Below are 16540 nucleotides of genomic sequence, written 5' to 3'. Positions count from 1 at the left end.
AGAAGGAAAGAGTGAGATGATGGAAAAGTTCTTTAAACTTAAGGAAAATAATACTGATGTGAAAACAGAGTTTATTGCTGGATTAACTACCTTTATGACAATGGCTTACATACTTATAGTAAATCCATCAATATTATCAGCAGCAGGAATGGATCAAGGAGCTGTTTTTACAGCAACTGCTTTATCAGCAGTAATTGCAACTTTAATAATGGGACTTTATGCTAAGTTACCTTTTGCACAGGCTCCAGGAATGGGATTAAATGCTTTTTTTGCTTATACAATAGTTATACAAATGGGATATTCTTTTGAATTTGCTTTAACTGCAGTTTTATTAGAAGGAATTATATTTATACTTTTAACTATATTTAATGTCCGTGAAGCAATTGTAGATTCAATACCAAAGGGAATAAAGAATGCTATATCAGTTGGTATAGGATTACTTATAGCTTTAATAGGGTTAGAAGGCGCAGGAATAGTAGTACATACAGAGGGAGGAACAATAGTTTCTTTAGGAAATATAGTATCAGGTACAGGACTTTTAGCAATAATAGGACTTTTAATAACAAGTGTTTTAATAGCTAAAAATGTTAAGGGAGCATTATTTATAGGTATGATTATTACTGCTTTAATAGGTATACCTATGGGAATAACTCCTCTACCAACTAAAATAATAAGTATGCCACCTTCAATAGCACCTACTTTCTTTAAATTTGATTTTCATAATATATTTTCTTTAGATATGGTAATTGCTTTATTTACTTTATTATTTATGGATATGTTTGATACTATAGGGACTTTAGTTGGTGTTGCAACAAAGGCTAAAATGTTAGATAAAGATGGTAAAGTTCCTAATATAAAGAAAGCTTTATTTTCTGATGCAGTAGGAACAACACTTGGGGCTTGTTTAGGAACAAGTACAGTAAGTACTTTTGTAGAGAGTGCATCAGGAGTGGCTGAAGGGGGAAGAACAGGATTAACAGCAGTATCTACTGCATTTATGTTTTTCTTAGCTTTATTCTTTGCACCTTTATTTGCTGTTATAACTCCAGCTGTTACAGCATCTGCCTTAGTTTTAGTTGGATTATTTATGATTGAGCCTATAAAGGAAATCAACTTACATGATTTTACAGAGGCAATACCAGCCTTTTTAACAATAATAATGATGCCTTTTGCATATTCAATATCAGATGGTATAGTTTTTGGTGTTATATCATATATAATACTTAAATTATTTACAGGAAAAAGAAAAGAAATAAGTTTAACTACTGTAATTTTAGGATTAGTATTTTTACTTAAATTTTTAATATAATATAAAAAAGTAACCTATGAAATTTATTCATAGGTTATTTTTTATAATTAATTATGAAATTTTTTTATATTTGTAGTAAAATGATATAATATAAGATTTTTTATAAGTATATTCATTTTATAAATAAATGGAGGAGACATTATGAAGGTTGGATTAGTTTTATCTGGAGGGGGAGGAAAAGGCGCTTATGAATTAGGTGTTTGGAAAGCTTTAGTACAGTTGAAACTGGACAAGTACATAGAGGTTATTTCTGGTACATCTATAGGTGCCTTTAATGCTGCTTTATTTGCTCAAGGAGATATGGATAATGCTCAAGCACTATGGGACGAAGTTACAATGGAAAAATTACTTCCTATGACAAAAATGGACCTTTTAAAAAAAGGTGTTGTTTTAGCTTTAGGGGTAAAAAGTATTAATTTTGTAAAAAAACATATGTCAGATAGGTTAGAAAATGGAGATTTCCCTAAGGATGGTGCTTATGAAGTAGTAAATAAATTTATAGACATAAACAAGGTTAAAGAATCAGGGAAAATATGTTATGCTGCCTGTACGGAATTACCAGATTGTAAGGTTAAGTATTTTAAGATAAATGATTATGATGAGGATGTAGGAAAAGAAATAATAATGGCTTCTGCTTCTTTGCCATTAATATACGATAGTTCAGAAGTTGAAGGAAAAAAATATTTAGATGGAGGAATGGTTGATAATACACCAATACAACCTGTTTATGGTGAAGGGTGTGATGTTATAATTGTAGTTCATTTATCTAAAGAGGAATTTGTAGATAGAAGTCTTTATCCTAATGCTGAAATTATAGAAATAATTCCTAGAAATTTAGATGATAGCATAATAAATGGAACTTTAAATTTAAATATGGATGCTAAGCGTTTAAGAACAAAACAAGGTTATGAAGATACTATGGACCTTTTAAATCCTATAATTAATTTATCAAGAATTAGGTTTCAAGACGATATGGAGGAAGAAAATCCTATATTATATAAAACCTTTAAGTTTTTTAAAAATTTAAAAAAGAAATTTACTAAAAAACACTATAGTTAAAAACTATAGTGTTTTTTATTTTATTAATAATAAATATTCTTTAATAAAGATTTTTTAACTTTAAAGAAAGTAAGAGAATTTATGAGTATTTTAAAAAAATAGGAATAAAATAAATAAATAATACCTTTGACTATAGGGTGATTTTCTTATATATTTATAATAAAGCCTAGAATTCCTATAAGAATTAAGGTGATTAATTAATATGGAAATATTTACTTAAAAGTTTTTTGTAAGTAGAATATAAAGAGAGTTTATTATATAGAGTTTTTAAAAAGATTTTAAATAGGTCTTTTACAGGAGGAGAGAAGTAATGAGTTTAGATAAAAATTTATTAAATATTATAAAGGATGAAAGCTTAGAGGATTACTTTTTTAAGGCTAATTTTGGATTAGAAAAAGAAAATGTTAGAGTTACAAGAGATGGAAAACTGGCTCTTACAAATCATCCAGAAGCTTTTGGTGATAGAGAAAATAATCCTTATATAAAAACAGATTTTGCTGAAAGTCAGTTAGAGTTAGTAACTCCAATTTGTGAAACCTTAGAGGAGGTTTATAGTTTTATATGTAATTTAAATAAGGTTGTTTCTTTAGAACTTATAAAAAGAGATGAATTTTTATGGCCTCAAAGTAATCCTCCTATATTACCAAAGGAAGAAGGCAATATACCTATTGCTAAATTAAAAAATAGGGAAGAGGAAATTTATAGAGAAAATCTTAGTGAAAAATATGGAAGGAAAAAACAGGTTATAAGTGGAATACATTATAATTTTTCTTTCAAAGAGGAGTTTATAAAAATTTTATTTGAAAAACTTAATAAAGGTGAAAGCTATAGAGAATTTAAAGATGCTTTATATTTAAAGATGGCTAGGAATTTTCAAAAATATCATTGGTTATTAATATACTTAACTGGTGCAAGTCCTGTTTTTCATGAAAGCTACATAGATAATATAAAAAAAGAAGGAGAAAAATTAGGGGAAGATTCTTACTTTATAAAAGGTGATATATCCTTAAGAAATAGTATATATGGATATAAAAATAAAAGGGATTATTATGTGTCTTATAACAGTATAAAAGAATATGCAGAAGATATAGAAAGATTAGTTAGAGATAAGGAAATACAAAATGTAAAAGAATATTATAATCCTATAAGATTAAAATCCTTAGGAGAAGAAGATATGTTAAGTAGTTTACTTAACAAGGGAATAGATTATTTAGAAGTTAGACTTTTAGATTTAGACCCTTTAAGTTTAGAGGGAGTAAATAAAAACACACTTTATATGGTTCATTTGTTTATGATTTACACTTTATTTAAAGAGAATAAAGAAATAACTTATAAGGAGCAAAAAGAGTTTTTTGAAAACCATGATATAGCTGCTTTAAAAGGAAGAAAAGAAAATGTTTGTATTTATGAAAATGAATCTCCTGTTTTATTAAGAGATAAAGGAAAAGAAATTTTAAATGAAATAAATGAAATTTTACTTAATTTATTTCCAAATAATCATGCTTTTAAAGAGGCTTTAGAAAGAGCAATTGAAGAAATTAATAATCCTAATAATACAGTTTCTGAAAAAGTTATAACTTCTATAAAAGAAGAAGGCTATGTTAATTTTCATATGAGATTAGCAAAGGATTATTTAAAGTCTTTTAAAAATAAGGAATTTAATTTAATAGGATATGAAGATTTAGAGTTATCAACACAAATTTTAATTTTAGATGCTCTTAAAAGAGGGATAAAGGTTAAGATTTTAGATAGATTAGAAAATTTTATTTCTCTTTGTAAGGGAGAAAAGGTTGAGTATGTAAAGCAAGCAACAAAAACATCAAAGGATTCTTATATAACTGCTTTAATAATGGAAAATAAACTTGTTACAAAAGAAATTTTAAAAGAAAATAATGTAAGGGTTCCAAAGGGAAAGGATTACTATAATATAGAAGAGGCTAAAAAAGATTTTAGGCTTTTTAAGGGAGAGAAGATAGTTATAAAACCTAAGTCAACTAATTTTGGTTTGGGAATTAGTATATTTCCTTTAGAATTTTCGAGAGAAGATTATAATAGGGCAATTGAAATAGCCTTTAAAGAGGATAATTCAATACTTATAGAAGAATTTATGACAGGAAAAGAGTATAGATTTCTTGTAATAGGTAATGAAGTGGTTGGAATTCTTCATAGAGAACCTGCTAATGTAATTGGAGATGGAGAAAGCACTATAGAAGAACTTGTTATTGAAAAAAATAAAGACCCTTTAAGAGGAATAGGATATAAAACTCCTTTAGAAAAGATAAAATTAGGTGAAATAGAGGAAATGTTTTTAAAAAATCAAGGACTTACCTTTAAGTCAATTCCTAAAAAGGGAGAAAAGGTTTATTTAAGAGAAAACTCTAATATAAGTACAGGTGGAGATAGCATAGACTTTACGGATAAAATACATAAAAGCTATAAAGATGTAGCATTAAAGTCAGCTAAAGCTGCTAAGGCACTTATATGTGGAGTTGATATGGTAATAGATGATATTAAAGAAGAAGCAAATTTTAATAATCATGGAATAATAGAACTTAATTTTAATCCTGCAATTCATATTCATTGTTTTCCTTACAAAGGAGAAAATAGGAGAGCAGGGGAAAAAATATTAGATTTATTATTTGATTAATTTTAATATTTAAAATATATTAAAAAATACTAGGCACTAGAGTTTTAATATTAAGTGCCTAGTATTTTTATTTATATTTTATTGCTTTCATAAACTTCTATTATTTCATTAAATAAATCCACATCATCAATAGAATTATATAAATCACCATCTTTTATATCATATATATATTCTAAAACTAGTTTTTCTCCTGTTAAAACTTCTTTTAAAATTCTAAAGCGTTTATCTATATCTAAAATTTCAACTTCACAAAGAATTTCTATAGGTTCATTTTCTCTAGTTTCATTATTATATTGTTGCTTTATAAAATTATCAAAGACTATAAGATTTATATTTTCCTTATCACAGTAGTTAACTTTCCCAGTTTTATTGCAGCTTAAGCAAGGGTTAAATTCACATTCTCTTATGCATTTTACACACATACATTTAGAGCATAAGAAAATTTTATCTAGAGATTCTTTATATTTTTTCTTAAAGTTTTCACATTCTGTTATAATTTCATTATCCTTAGATTTGTTTAGGAAGGATAAAAAAGATTTTTTCTTTGGAAGACTTTTATAAAGTTTGTCTAATAAATTATTATATTCTTTTAAAATCTTAATATTTTTATAGTAAGCTCTTTCCTTTAAAGTAGAATTTTCACTTAAATCTTCAATATCATCTAAAACAAAAACAAGATCACTATAAAGATTACCATAGGTGTTTTTCTCTTTATCTAAAAATTCCTTTGCATTCATTTAATATACTCCTTTACCATATAATAATTATATATTTATGATATCACAGATTATCAAATAATTATGAATTTAAAATATTAAAATATACAAAATTTAATAATTAATTTATAATGATGATATAAACATATTTAAGGAGGGTAAGAGGGTGAAAAAACATAAGAGGTTTAGGAAACTTTTACTGTTTTTTGTAGCTTTTTTCTTTATAGTTGGATGTTTAAATCTTTCTCCTTTAAAGGAAGTTAAGGCAGATACTTTTGGAATAGAAAATAGCATAGCTAAAAGAGGTTCATCTTCTTCTAGTGGAGGGTCAAGTAGAAGTAGTAGCTCAAGCTCTAAAAGCTCAAGCAAAAGCAGTTCCTATGGTTCAAGCAAAAAATATTCTAAGCCAAGTAATTCTTCAAGTGGGAAAAAGAAGGATTATGGAAATAGTAATTACTCAACCACAGATAAGTATAATAATTCTTCCTCAGGAGGTAATAAAAGTCCTGGAAAAGTAGATGATGAAAGTAGTCAAAATAAAGGAAGTTCAGAAAGTAAAAAGGGAAACAATAATTATTCAACAAGTGATAAGTTTAATAGTAAACCTCCTAAGGACTCAGGGGGAAGTTCAAAAGAGAATAATTCTAATAAAAATAATGAAAGTAGTAGCAGTTCACAAAGTGGAAATAATTCAAAAAAGAACTCTAGTGGAGGATTTAGCTTTTTTGATATGCTTATGTTAAACAACATATTTAATATGCTTGGTAATATGTTTAGTTTTATGTTTATAAGAAGACCATTTATAGGAATTGGAATAATATTATTAATACTATTAGTATTTATTTTAATTAGAAAAAGAAGATAGTTAAAATTAATAATTATGACATGAAATTGTAAAAAAGAGAATGTATAATAAATTTAAATAAATAGTAGTTAAAGGTGGTAATGAAATGGGAATATTCAATAGAATATCAAATATGATAAAATCTAAGGCAAATTCAGCTTTAGATAATATGGAAAATCCAGTTGAATTATTAGATCAAAAGATAAGAGAGATGGAAAAATCTTTTAACGAAGCTAAAAGAGCTTCAGCTCAAATCTTTGGTAATTTAAAAGATACAGAAAAGAAAATGAACCAAGCTAAAGAAGATTCAGCTCAATATGATGCAAAAGTAAAGTTAGCTATGGATAAAGGTAATGAAGAATTAGCTAAGAAGGCTTTAAAGCTTAAATTAGAAAGTGATAAAAAGTATGAATCTTTAAAATCAAGTTATGAAGGACAAAGAGCTAAAGCGGATGTTTTAAAGGCTAAATTAGCTGATTTAGAAAAAGAATTAGATAAGACAAGAAGTTACAGAGATGAAGCTGTAGCTAGAGTTAATAATGCAGAAGCTTCAAAACAAATAAATGAAGTTATTGCAAATGTTCAAAGTAAAAGTAACTCAATAAATATTGATGACATAGAAAGAAGTATTTCAAGAAAAGAAAACTATGCAGCTGGCTTAGAAGAGTTAAAAGGTGAAAGCTTAGATGATGAATTTGCTAAGTTAGAAGAGTTAAGTTTAGATGAAGAACTAAATAAGTATAGAACATCAGATAAAAAAGAAGAAGTTTCAAAAAGTGAACCTTCAAAGGATGAGCTAGACTTAGAATTAGAAAAGTATAAAAATAAAGAATAATTAAAAACTATATTTTAATATGGTAAAATAAAACTTATAAATATTTAGAAAAAAATCCTTTTATGTTTTTATTAGCATAAAAGGATTTTCAAAGGATATTTATAAGTTTTTTTTAATTACATAAATTAAAAGGTTAGAGGTGAATTTAAAATGGACTATAAATTAATTTGTATAGATATGGATGGAACTCTCTTAAAAAAAGACCATACAGTTAGCAAAAGAGATAAAGAAGCTTTAAAAAAAGCTATAGATAAAGGAGTAAATATTGCAATTTCAACAGGACGAGTTTTTCCTTCAGCAAAAATATATGGAAACATAATAGGAATAAATGCACCACTTATTTGTTCAAATGGTTCATATATAAAAGATAAAGATACTGAAGAAGTAATATTTAAGTCTACATTAGATGAAGATACCTATATGAAAATATGTGATATTATAGAAAAGTACGATTTTTTAGCTTATGTAGACTCTACAGAAGGGTTAATATCTGAAACTGAAATACCAAAAGAGGATAGTCATAGGCTTATGAATACTTGGGTAGAAGAAAAAGAGAAGATAAAGTTTTTTAAATATAATACCTTAAAAGAGGCTTATAAGGAACAGGGAGATAAAATATTAAAATTTATAATTATAAAAAAAGAAGATGGGTGTAGTATTGAAGAAGCTAAAGAGGAGTTTGAAAATATAGAAGGAGTTGATTTAGTTTATGCCTCTTGGGGAGGATGTATAGAAATAATGAAAAAGGGAACTTCTAAGGGGAATGCTGTTAAGGTATTAGCTAAAAGATTACAAATTCCTTTAGAGGAGGTAATTTGTATAGGTGATAGTGGAAATGATATATCAATGTTAGAGGTTGCTGGGTTACCTATAGTAATGGGAAATGCACCAGATTTTATAAAAGAATATGGAAAATATATTACAGATAGTAACGAAAATCATGGGGTTGCAAAGGCTATAGAAAAATTTGTTTTAAAATAATTTATGTTTGACATATCTATTTTAAAGTTATTAAATAGGTTTAAGAGATGATTTTTATAAAAAATTATAGAAAGGAAGAATTGAATGTTTAAATTTACTTTTGATGGAAAAGAATATAATTTAACTCATGAAAATTTAATTTATTTTTTTAATGAAGAGGTTAAGAATTTTAATTTAGATAAACTTTTTGAAATATTAGGAGAAAGTGATAAGGTTTTATTTAGTAAAGCATATTATGATGGTCCTTGTGAAGAGTGTAAATTTGGTTTAGAAGAAAAGAGAAAAAGTTTTCCTTTTTTAGAGTTTAATATGTTTATCTATGGTAAAAATGGAGAATATGTTATTAGTAATATAGAAAAGAATTATGAAGGACTTACCTATAATAAGCTTTTAAAGGAGAAGAAGGTAGACAAAAGCTATTTAGTAAATATAAATGTTTGCAAAAATTGTGGAGATTTTGCTGTAGAAGTTGAAGAATTTGAAATTTAGAAAAAGGTATGTATTCTTAAAATGAATACATACCTTTTTATTTTTAGGAAAATTTAATTATATAGAAACAAATTAATTTTATATAGTACATAAATTAAAATCAGTAAAATGTTATAATTTAAACCATATTAGTAATAAATTTCAAAATAAGGAGAGGTTTTATGAAAAATTTAAAGAAAATAAGTTTAGTAGGTATTATGATTTTATCTTTATTTTTAATAGGTTGTGGAAAAATGGAGAAGGAATCGAAAAATGAAATTCCAAAGGAAAAACTTCCAATTGCAACGATTAAAATAGAAAATTATGGAGATATACAAGCAGAATTATATCCCAATAAAGCAGAGAATACTGTAAATAATTTTATAAGTTTAGCAAATAGTGGGTTTTATGATGGGTTAGATATTCATAGAATAGTAAAAGGCTTTGTACTTCAAGGTGGAGATCCTATGGGAAATGGAATGGGAGGTCCTGGTTATAGCATAAAGGGAGAGTTTTCTTCAAATGGAGTTGAAAATGATATAAAACATGAAGAAGGGGTACTTTCTATGGCAAGGTCTAGTGAAAAAGATAGTGCTGGTAGTCAGTTCTTTATTGTTACAAAGGATTCTCCTCATTTAGATGGAGAATACGCAGCCTTTGGAAAGGTTATAAATGGACTAGATGTAGTTCATGAAATAGAAAAATCCTCTGTAGGAGAAAATGATAAGCCTCTTAAAGAAATTAAGATTAAAGAAATAAGAGTAGATACAAAGGGAGTAAATTATAAAGAGCCAAAAAAAATTAAAAATTAAATATTATTTTTTATTATTAAAAAGATAGGTTTTAGTTATTATTTTAACCTATCTTTTTTCTTGGAATAAAAAAAGTCCTGTTGTAAAATTACATATAAATATATGTTTTTTTGGAGGCTTTATGAAAAGGGAAAGAAAGATAATTCATATAGATATGGATGCCTTTTATGCATCTATTGAACAGAGAGAAAATCCTAAATATAAAGGAGTTCCACTTATAGTTGGAGGAGATCCAAATAGAAGAGGTGTAGTTGCCACTTGTTCATATGAAGCTAGAAAATATGGTATTCATTCAGCTATGCCTTCTTTAACAGCCTATAAGCTTTGTCCTAAGGCAGTTTTCATAAAACCTAGAATAGAGTTTTATAAAAAGGTTTCAAAAGAGGTTATGAACATATTAAAGGATTATTCAGATATTATAGAGCCTTTATCTTTAGATGAAGCTTATATAGATGTTACAGAAAGTAAAAAACTTAAGGGTTCAGCAACTTTAATTGCCTTAGAAATTAAGGAGAGAATTTATAAGGAGTTAAATCTTACAGCTTCAGCAGGAGTATCTTACAATAAATTTTTAGCAAAGGTAGCTTCAGACTATAAAAAGCCAAAGGGAATAACTGTAATAACTAAAGAAAATTCTAAGGAGTTTTTAAAAGCTTTGCCTATTGGGAAGTTCTTTGGGGTTGGAAAGGTTACGAAAAATAAATTAAATAATATGGGTGTTTTTAAAGGAGAAGATTTATTAAGGTTTTCAAAGGAAGAACTTATAGAAATCTTTAGTGAGAGAGGAAAACTTTTATATGATTTTGCTAGGGGAATAGATAATAGAGAAGTTAATCCTAATAGAATTAGAAAGTCTATAGGAAAAGAAGTTACCTTAAGGGAGGATATAGAAAATGAAGAAGAAATTTTAGAGGTTTTAGAAGCAGTATCCTTAGAGGTAGAAAAAGCCCTTTACTTTACAAATAAAAAAGGAAAAACATTAACTTTAAAGGTAAAATTCAATGATTTTAAAACAATAACTAGAAGTATAACTTTAGAAAAATTTTTTAAAGAAAAGAAGGAAATTTTAAAGTATGCAAAGGAACTTTTAAATTTTGTAGATTTTAGTTCAAGAAAAATTAGGTTACTTGGCATAACAATATCTTATTTAGAAGAGGATATTTTAAAAGAAGAAGAACAGTTAAGTTTTGATGTTTAGACAAAGTATTAACTAGATGAAAACAAATTTCGATATTATAGAAATTCTTTAAATAAATAGTATAATAATATTTATGATTTATAAAAGATATATTAAAATTTCTAGGAAATGGAGAGGAATTAATGAACTACATACTTTTAATAATAGGTTTTATTTTACTTATTAAAGGTGCAGATCTCTTTGTAGATGGGGCTTCGGGAATAGCTAAAAAGTTAGGTGTTCCCTCTGTTATAATTGGATTAACAATTGTATCTTTAGGTACTAGTGCACCAGAGCTTGCAGTTAGTATATCTGCATCTTTAAGTGGCAGTAATGATATTACTATGGGAAATGTTTTAGGGTCTAATTTATTTAATTTATTAGCAGCTTTAGGATGTACAGCTATGGTTGCACCATTAGTAATAAAAAAAGAAACTATTAAAAAAGATTTCTTAGTAAATTTAGTAGCTACACTTATTTTATATGTATTTGCCTTTACTTCTTTTATAGGGACTAAAAACTCTTTATCTAGATTAGAAGGTGGAATACTATTTTTAATGTGTATAGTATATGTATGTTATTTAATATATACTGTTAAGAAAAATAATAAAAAAGAGGAAGAGGTTGCTTTAACAACAGAGGTTGAAAATTTTGAAAAGGAAGAGGAAAAAGCACCTAAAAGTACTCTTAAAAATATAATATTATCAGTAATTGGAGTAATAGGCATTATACTTGGAGGAAAAATAGTAGTTGATTCAGCATCTAGTATAGCTTTAGGTTTAGGATTAAGTGAAAAGTTAGTAGGACTTACTATTGTTGCAGTAGGTACATCTCTTCCTGAACTTGTAACTTCTTTAGTTGCAGCAAAGAAAGGGGAAAATGACATTGCCCTTGGAAATATTTTAGGTTCTAACACTTTTAATATACTTTTAATCTTAGGCTTATCTTCCTTAATAAGTCCTATAAAAATTGCAGGAAGTTTATCTATAGATTTAATATTCCTTATAATTGTAACTTTAATAATAGGAGCGTTAATATTCTTAAATAAGAAAAAAGAAAAGGTACTAACAAGGTATGAAGGAGCTTTTCTTGTAATTCTTTATATAGGATATATGATATACGTAATAATGAGAAATTAAAAAATAGCTGTCTTTTTAAAAAGACAGCTATTTTTAGTTTAATATTAAAATTTTTAGAATATAAATTTATTAGATGGTTTATTTTAACTAAGTGATAAAAGAGATTGGAATTTTAACATTTAAAAATATATACTTAAATTAATAAAAATTAAAGGAGGAGAAAAATATAGATAATTTAATAAATATATTTAATCAGTATGAAGAAATAGCTATTTTTATAAGTTTATTTATAAGTATAATTATAGCTCTTTTAGGAGTAGTTCCTTCTGTTTTTGTAACAGGAGCTAATATTATATTCTTTGGTCCTGTAAATGGATTTTTAATTTCATTATTAGGAGAAGTTATAGGAGGATTTATAAGTTTTAAAGTTTATAGAAAGGGCTTTAAAAAATTTTTAGGAAGCATTAAGGGAAAGTATGAATTAGTAGATAGAATAATAGATAGTGAAAATAAACATATAGGTCTTTTAATTTTAGAAGGAAGATTAATTCCTTTTATTCCTTCTGGAGTTGTTACCTTTGCAGCTTCAATGAGTAATGTAAATAGTTTTACCTTTATAATAGCTACGTTTTTAGGGAAAATACCTTCTATATTACTAGAAGCTTTAGCAAGCTATGGAGTAATAGTTGCTTCTAAAAAGAATTTCACTTTAGTTATAGGAGTAATAAGTATTATTTTCTTTTATTTAACTATTAAGAATTTAAAAAAGAAAAAAAGTTAAATAGGTAAATTTAATAAATAAAAGCGAAAAAAATGATTTTTTTTTGTAAATAATGGTTTTTTATTATTGATTTAATATGAATTATATGATTTAATTTAAATGAATAAAATATTAATAAACTGTTAAAGCTTTAAGCTTGATTTAAGGAGTAACATATGATAGAAGCGGTTATTATAGGCTTAATAATAGCAAAATTAAAGGGTTATAGCTTAAAGGCATTTTTTAAAAGTTGGACAATCTATCCTATATTAATTTTTGAAGTTTTATATATAATATTTCAAATAAATATATTTATGGGAAACTATGGTGTTGTAAAGTTAGCACCATATTTTAAATGTATTTATATGTATTTATTTTTAATACCTATCTTCTGGTATAAAGAGTATATAAGTGCTTTTATAGGTGCCTTATTTATATTTTTAGGAACCTTTTTAAATAATACTGTTATTAAAGCAAATGGAGGAAAGATGCCTGCTTTTCCATCTTTAACTTATTTTACAGGATATCTTAAAGGAGATACCTTTTCTAAAATACAAGATATTCATATTTTAGGAGATAGTACTGTTAAGTTAAAATATCTAAGTGATTTTATAGATATAGGTTATAGCATTTTAAGTATAGGAGACATATTCATAAGGGTATTTGTGGTAATTATAATATATGTTACTGTTAAGAAAACAAATGATGAGGTTAAATTTAATAATAGCTTAGCTTAAAGGCTATGCAATTGGAGGAACAAATGTTAAAGGTAACTTTATTAGAGTTATTTATAAGAGGGATACCAGAGGCTTTTTTAATGGTTTTAGCAGCATATTGTTTTGCAAATAAAAAGATAGATAAAAATTCGTATGTATTATCTAGTTTAATAATTTCTTTAGTAGTTTATTTAGTTAGGTTTTTACCAATAAGTTACGGAGTTCATACTATATTAAATGTATTTGTTTTAATATTTTTAATTTTTAATATAAATAAGATAGATTTAATAGCTAGTATAAGAAGTTCAATTTTAATTTTAATGATACTATTTCTTTGTGAGGGATTAAATATTGCAATTGTTAAGTTTGTCTTAAATAAAAATTTAGGAGAAGTATTTAAAAATTCAGTAGATAAGGTGATTTTTGGAATACCTTCTACAATAATATTTGCATTTATAGTTTTTGCTTATTATATAGTAGCATTAAAAAAAGGAAAGTTGAGATAAGATGATTGAGAATATATCAAAATTAATAGCTAAAAAAGTTTCCTTAGAATTAAATTATAACTTAGAAAAAGAAGAAATTATTCAGTATGGAACATATGCTTTAATTCAAACTTTAGTATCAATAATTTCAGTTTTTTTATTTGGAATATTATTAAAGGTTTCTCTAGAAGCTTTAGTATTTTTATTTACAGCAAGCATACTTAGAAAGTATTCAGGCGGTGCCCATTCAGAGTCTTCAAATATTTGTACTTTTTTAGGTATAGTAGTTTCTTTAGCTATGGGACTTTTAATAAAAGGAAGATTATTTAAAGATATGCCCTTTGAAATTGTTTTAATAATAGGATTTATTGTTTTTATTTTAGCGTATTACATAATTTATAAGGTGGCTCCTGTAGATACAGAAAATAAACCTATAAAAACTGAGAAAAAAAGAAAACGTATGAAAAAAGGATCTTTAAAGATTTTAAATATATATTTATTTATTGAATTATTAAGTGCAATTTTATATTATTATTTTAATTTTTATGATGTTAAGTTTTTAATGCTTAGTATAATTTTAGGTGTGGCTTGGCAGTGCATGACTCTAACTTACATAGGTGATATATTTTTAAAATCTATAGATTCTTTTATAAATAAAATATTAAGCCTAAGGGGATGAGTTAAATGAAAAAATTAAACAAAAATTTATTAACAGCCTTTGCAGCAGTAACAACAGTTATTGCAACAGTAGCAGCTACTTCAGCTTGCATTTGGTTTACACACCAACCAAAGGAACCAAAATCTTTAAGAGATGAATAAAAAATAATTTTTGTAAATAAGGTCGGTTTTAAGCCGACCTTATTTCGTGATTTTAGTGAGGATAGTATGATTAAATATGTAAGTCAGAATAAGAAGAAAAAAGTTGATGAAATATTATCAATAGTAAAAGTATCTGCTTTATTATTTTCTGCCATAGCTTTTCTTCAATATATTTTTAATATAATAAGTTTCTATGGAAAAATGCCTATATATTATGGGATAGTTCCAGCTGCCTTAATTTCTATTGTTTTACTATCTATAATATATATATTGTGGAGCTTGGCTAATTTGAAAAAGTATAAAAACCACATTAAAAAAATTCAATTTGTTGAAACTTTTTTATTTATTATTATTTTTTTCTTTGCAATATTAGTTTCTGGAGGAAATACAAGTAATAATAAATTTTTGTTTTTATTTATAATAATAACCTCAACTATACAGGGTGGAATGCATAGAGGGTGTACTGTAGCTATAGTATCTTCAGCTATTATTTTAACTATAGATTTAATTTTTGATAAAAGTAGTGATGTAAATATATTTTTTCAAAATGACTTGATTTTAGCAGGAGTTTTTGTTTTAACTGCTTGGACTTTAGGATTTTATGTAAAAACAGAGAAAGACCATATAGAAGAATTACAAACTTTAGTTAATGAGGACGGTTTAACAAAGGTTTTTAATCATAGATATTTTTATGATAAGTTAAGAGAATATATGAATTATAGTCTTTTAAATGAGGAAAAGCTTTCCTTAATATTTTTAGATATAGATTATTTTAAGCATTATAATGATTTATATGGACATCAACAAGGAGATGAAGCTTTAAAGATTATAGGGAAAATACTTAAGGAAAAATGTAGAGAGTCTGATTTAGTAGCTAGATATGGAGGAGAAGAGTTTGCAATGCTTCTTCCAAAGACTTCAGAGGAAGAAGCTACAATTATAGCAGAAGAAATAAGAGAAAGGGTTGAAAAAACTTATTTTAAGGGACAAGAAAATCAGCCCAATGAAAATTTTACTGTATCTGTTGGAATTGGAGTTTTTCCAGATAAAGCAAAGGATGAATTAGATTTAGTAAAATGTGCAGATGATGCTTTATATAGAGCTAAGTTTTTTCATAAGAACAGAGTTGAAACCTATGTATCTGTTTTAGATGAGTTAAAAAGAGATTTAAATGAGGAAGAAAATACCCTTGTAACATCTATAAAAACCTTAATAAGTATAATAAATGCAAAGGATAAATACACCTATAGTCATGTAGAGAGAGTTGTTATTTATAGTAGGCTTATGGCTGAAAAATTAAATTTGTCTGAGAGAGATAAAAAAAATTTAATTTATGGAGCATATATGCATGATATAGGGAAAATTAATATATCTAATGATATATTAATAAAAAAGATGAAGTTAACTTTAGAAGAATGGGAGATATTAAAAGAACATCCTAAAGATGGGGTTGAAATAATAAAGTCTGTAAATTCTTTAAAGGAAGTTGTACCTCTTATTTTATATCATCATGAAAGATATGATGGTTTAGGATATCCTATGGGAATAAAAGGAGAGGAAATACCTTACTTAGCAAGAGTTTTAACAGTTATTGATAGTTTTGATGCTATGACCTCCAATAGACCTTATAATAAGAGAAAGTCTTATGAAGAAGGATTAAAAGAATTAAAAAGGTGTAGTGGTAGTCAGTTTGATGAAGAAATTGTTGATATTTTCATAGAATTAATAAGAGATAACATAAAAGATATTCAAGACTTTTAAAGAGATGTAATTTATTACATCTCTTTTTTATAAAAATAAATAAATTTGATTATTTTATTATTTGATTATATT

General features: G+C 25.9%; 17 protein-coding genes. 16 read left to right on the top strand and 1 reads right to left on the bottom strand.

What is annotated here, in order from left to right; genetic code table 11:
- Window positions 1–19: 19 nt before the first annotated feature.
- The 3 genes from AC4FRL_RS04025 (at window position 20) to gshAB (ending at window position 5015) form a co-directional block, all read left to right on the top strand.
- Window positions 20–1309, top strand: coding sequence for an NCS2 family permease (locus AC4FRL_RS04025; protein ID WP_491139520.1), 1290 nt, complete (start codon window positions 20–22; stop codon window positions 1307–1309).
- Between the two features lie 141 nt (window positions 1310–1450).
- Window positions 1451–2368 carry a patatin-like phospholipase family protein gene (locus AC4FRL_RS04020; protein WP_491138929.1) on the top strand — a complete coding sequence of 306 codons (918 nt, stop codon included), beginning with the start codon at window positions 1451–1453 and terminating at the stop codon, window positions 2366–2368.
- A 310-nt stretch (window positions 2369–2678) separates the two neighbouring features.
- Entirely contained in the window at window positions 2679–5015 is a 2337-nt protein-coding gene (gene gshAB / locus AC4FRL_RS04015) for a bifunctional glutamate--cysteine ligase GshA/glutathione synthetase GshB (RefSeq protein ID WP_491138928.1), read from the top strand.
- Window positions 5016–5086: 71 nt separating this feature from the next.
- Here gshAB and AC4FRL_RS04010 read toward each other — a convergent pair whose 3' ends face one another.
- Entirely contained in the window at window positions 5087–5752 is a 666-nt protein-coding gene (locus AC4FRL_RS04010; protein ID WP_491138927.1) for a hypothetical protein, read from the bottom strand.
- A 145-nt stretch (window positions 5753–5897) separates the two neighbouring features.
- On the opposite strand from AC4FRL_RS04010, the gene AC4FRL_RS04005 reads away from it, so the two are divergent.
- From AC4FRL_RS04005 to AC4FRL_RS03945, 13 genes are all read left to right on the top strand, one after another.
- Complete coding sequence (locus AC4FRL_RS04005) at window positions 5898–6596, top strand: hypothetical protein (RefSeq protein WP_491138926.1); 699 nt, start codon at window positions 5898–5900, stop codon at window positions 6594–6596.
- A gap of 85 nt (window positions 6597–6681) precedes the next feature.
- Complete coding sequence (locus tag AC4FRL_RS04000; RefSeq protein WP_491138925.1) at window positions 6682–7410, top strand: PspA/IM30 family protein; 729 nt, start codon at window positions 6682–6684, stop codon at window positions 7408–7410.
- Window positions 7411–7560: 150 nt separating this feature from the next.
- Window positions 7561–8391: a Cof-type HAD-IIB family hydrolase gene (locus AC4FRL_RS03995; protein WP_491138924.1), complete on the top strand. Its 831-nt coding sequence runs from the start codon at window positions 7561–7563 to the stop codon at window positions 8389–8391.
- An 84-nt stretch (window positions 8392–8475) separates the two neighbouring features.
- Window positions 8476–8880: a DUF3785 family protein gene (locus AC4FRL_RS03990; RefSeq protein ID WP_491138922.1), complete on the top strand. Its 405-nt coding sequence runs from the start codon at window positions 8476–8478 to the stop codon at window positions 8878–8880.
- A 161-nt stretch (window positions 8881–9041) separates the two neighbouring features.
- A complete protein-coding gene (locus tag AC4FRL_RS03985) occupies window positions 9042–9671 on the top strand; it encodes a peptidylprolyl isomerase (RefSeq protein WP_491138920.1) in 630 nt (209 codons plus the stop codon).
- Between the two features lie 121 nt (window positions 9672–9792).
- Window positions 9793–10869, top strand: a complete 1077-nt coding sequence (gene dinB, locus AC4FRL_RS03980; RefSeq protein WP_491138918.1) for a DNA polymerase IV — start codon at window positions 9793–9795, stop codon at window positions 10867–10869.
- 122 nt (window positions 10870–10991) lie between these two features.
- Window positions 10992–11987, top strand: coding sequence for a calcium/sodium antiporter (locus tag AC4FRL_RS03975; RefSeq protein WP_491138916.1), 996 nt, complete (start codon window positions 10992–10994; stop codon window positions 11985–11987).
- 166 nt (window positions 11988–12153) lie between these two features.
- Entirely contained in the window at window positions 12154–12708 is a 555-nt protein-coding gene (locus AC4FRL_RS03970; RefSeq protein WP_491139519.1) for a TVP38/TMEM64 family protein, read from the top strand.
- A gap of 155 nt (window positions 12709–12863) precedes the next feature.
- Window positions 12864–13424 (top strand): DUF5317 family protein, encoded by a 561-nt coding sequence (locus tag AC4FRL_RS03965; RefSeq protein WP_491138915.1) that lies wholly within the window; start codon window positions 12864–12866, stop codon window positions 13422–13424.
- Between the two features lie 23 nt (window positions 13425–13447).
- A complete protein-coding gene (locus AC4FRL_RS03960) occupies window positions 13448–13909 on the top strand; it encodes a hypothetical protein (protein WP_491138913.1) in 462 nt (153 codons plus the stop codon).
- Between the two features lies 1 nt (window position 13910).
- Entirely contained in the window at window positions 13911–14567 is a 657-nt protein-coding gene (locus AC4FRL_RS03955) for an accessory gene regulator ArgB-like protein (RefSeq protein ID WP_491138911.1), read from the top strand.
- Between the two features lie 5 nt (window positions 14568–14572).
- Window positions 14573–14707, top strand: a complete 135-nt coding sequence (locus AC4FRL_RS03950; RefSeq protein WP_491138910.1) for a cyclic lactone autoinducer peptide — start codon at window positions 14573–14575, stop codon at window positions 14705–14707.
- Window positions 14708–14773: 66 nt separating this feature from the next.
- Entirely contained in the window at window positions 14774–16468 is a 1695-nt protein-coding gene (locus AC4FRL_RS03945) for a bifunctional diguanylate cyclase/phosphohydrolase (protein WP_491138908.1), read from the top strand.
- Window positions 16469–16540: the final 72 nt, after the last annotated feature.

It is taken from the genome of Clostridium sp. TJA032 (assembly GCF_058310275.1).
This window is presented reverse-complemented; position numbering and strand designations above follow the sequence as displayed.